Origin of the sequence: Mesorhizobium sp. M7D.F.Ca.US.004.03.1.1 (assembly GCF_003998635.1) — a bacterium.
GTDB lineage: Bacteria > Pseudomonadota > Alphaproteobacteria > Rhizobiales > Rhizobiaceae > Mesorhizobium > Mesorhizobium loti.
In genome coordinates this window covers 1-1,862 of the sequence record NZ_RZQG01001068.1, presented here as the reverse complement: position 1 = coordinate 1,862, position 1,862 = coordinate 1, and the positions used below count along the sequence as shown (strand labels likewise).

The 1,862-nt window shown below is 59.8% G+C and carries 5 protein-coding genes; all 5 read right to left on the bottom strand.

The window, feature by feature from the left end; all coding sequences use genetic code 11:
* Entirely contained in the window at window positions 1-399 is a 399-nt protein-coding gene (gene rpsH / locus EN935_RS33940; protein ID WP_013531431.1) for a 30S ribosomal protein S8, read from the bottom strand.
* Between the two features lie 12 nt (window positions 400-411).
* Window positions 412-717: a 30S ribosomal protein S14 gene (gene rpsN / locus EN935_RS33935; RefSeq protein ID WP_013895695.1), complete on the bottom strand. Its 306-nt coding sequence runs from the start codon at window positions 715-717 to the stop codon at window positions 412-414.
* A gap of 27 nt (window positions 718-744) precedes the next feature.
* A complete protein-coding gene (gene rplE / locus EN935_RS33930; RefSeq protein WP_013531429.1) occupies window positions 745-1,344 on the bottom strand; it encodes a 50S ribosomal protein L5 in 600 nt (199 codons plus the stop codon).
* Window positions 1,337-1,651, bottom strand: a complete 315-nt coding sequence (gene rplX, locus EN935_RS33925) for a 50S ribosomal protein L24 (RefSeq protein WP_013531428.1) — start codon at window positions 1,649-1,651, stop codon at window positions 1,337-1,339. The genes rplE and rplX overlap by 8 nt, the downstream gene beginning before the upstream one ends.
* Window positions 1,652-1,663: 12 nt before the next feature.
* Window positions 1,664-1,862, bottom strand: a 199-nt coding sequence (locus EN935_RS33920) for an uL14 family ribosomal protein (RefSeq protein WP_206534638.1), incomplete at its 5' end; no start/stop codon positions are given.

Below are 1,862 nucleotides of genomic sequence, written 5' to 3'. Positions count from 1 at the left end.
TCAGAAGATCTGGCAGAGGATTTCACCGCCGACATTCTGTTCACGTGCTTCGTGGTCGGCCATCACGCCTTTCGGTGTCGAAAGGATGGCGATGCCGAGGCCGTTGGCAACCTGCGGAATCGACTTGGCCGAAACATAGACGCGGCGGCCTGGCTTCGAGACACGGGCGATTTCGCGCACGACCGGCGCGCCGTCGAAATACTTCAACTCGATCTCGATTTCGGACTTGCCGTTGTCGAAGTCGGTCTGGCTGTAATCACGGATATAGCCTTCAGCCTTCAGCACGTCGAGGACGCGGGTGCGCAGACGCGAAGCCGGCGTCGAAACGCTCGACTTCTTGCGGCCATACGCGTTGCGGATGCGGGTCAGCATATCGCCGAGAGGATCGCTTAATGACATGTTATGTCCTCCTTACCAGCTCGACTTGACCAGGCCCGGGATCTGGCCGTTATTGCCGAGATCACGAAGCGCGATGCGCGATACTTTGAGCTTGCGATAGTAGGCGCGCGGACGGCCGGTGACTTCGCAGCGGTTGCGGATGCGGATCTTGGCCGAGTTGCGCGGCATGGCAGCAAGCTTGAGCTGAGCGCGGAAGCGCTCTTCCATCGGCTTGGACTGATCCATGATGATCGCCTTCAGGGCAGCGCGCTTGGGACCGTACTGGTCGGCAAGCTTGCGGCGCCTGTTGTTCTTCTCGACTGAGCTGGTCTTTGCCATTTCAGATTTTTCCTTTTCTCGCTGCCGTTACTGGCGGAAGGGGAAGTTGAAGGCCTTGAGCAATGCCCTGGCTTCGTCGTCCGTCTTCGCAGTCGTACAAACGATGACGTCCATGCCCCAGATCTGATCAACCTTGTCGTAGTTGATCTCCGGGAACACGATGTGTTCCTTGATGCCCATGGCGTAGTTGCCACGGCCATCGAAGCTCTTCGGATTCAGTCCGCGAAAGTCGCGGACGCGTGGCAGTGCGATGTTCACGAGGCGGTCGAGGAACTCATACATGCGTTCCTTGCGCAGCGTGACCTTGGCGCCGATCGGCATCTTCTCGCGGACCTTGAAGCCGGCGATCGAGTTGCGGGCGCGGGTGACGACGGCCTTCTGGCCGGCGATCATGGCCAGGTCTTCGGCCGCGATCGAAGGCTTCTTCGAATCGGCGGTCGCTTCGCCAACGCCCATGTTCAGCACGATCTTGTCGATGCGTGGAACCTGCATCTCGTTATCGTAGCCGAACTGTTCCTGCAGCGCCTTGCGGATGGTCTCATTGTAGACCTGCTTGAGGCGCGGCGTGTTCTGAGCCTTGGACTGTTTGCTTTCAGCCTTGGGCTTCGTGGTTTGAGCCTTAGCCATTGATGACTTCTCCCGAGCGCTTGGCGACGCGCACCTTCTTGCCGTCCTTCTGGAAGATGAAACCGACGCGGGTCGGCTTGCCATCCTTGGGGTCGGCCAGCGCGATGTTCGACAGCTGGATCGGCGCTTCCTTGGTGATGATCCCGCCCTCTTGGGACTGGGACTGCTTCTGGTGACGACGGATCATGTTGACGCCGCGCACCAGCGCGGTGTCTTCCTTCGGCTGTACCGAGAGGACTTCGCCCGAACGGCCCTTGTCCTTGCCGGCCAGCACGACGACCTTGTCGCCTTTTCTAATCTTTTGCATTGGTCCGGCTCCTTACAGCACTTCAGGCGCGAGCGAGATGATCTTCATGTGGTTCTTGGCGCGGAGTTCGCGCGGAACCGGTCCGAAGATACGCGTGCCGATCGGCTCTTTCTTGTTGTCGACGAGAACGGCCGCGTTCTTGTCGAAACGGATCACGCTGCCGTCCGGGCGGCGGATGTCCTTGGCCGTGCGAACCACGACCGCCTTCATC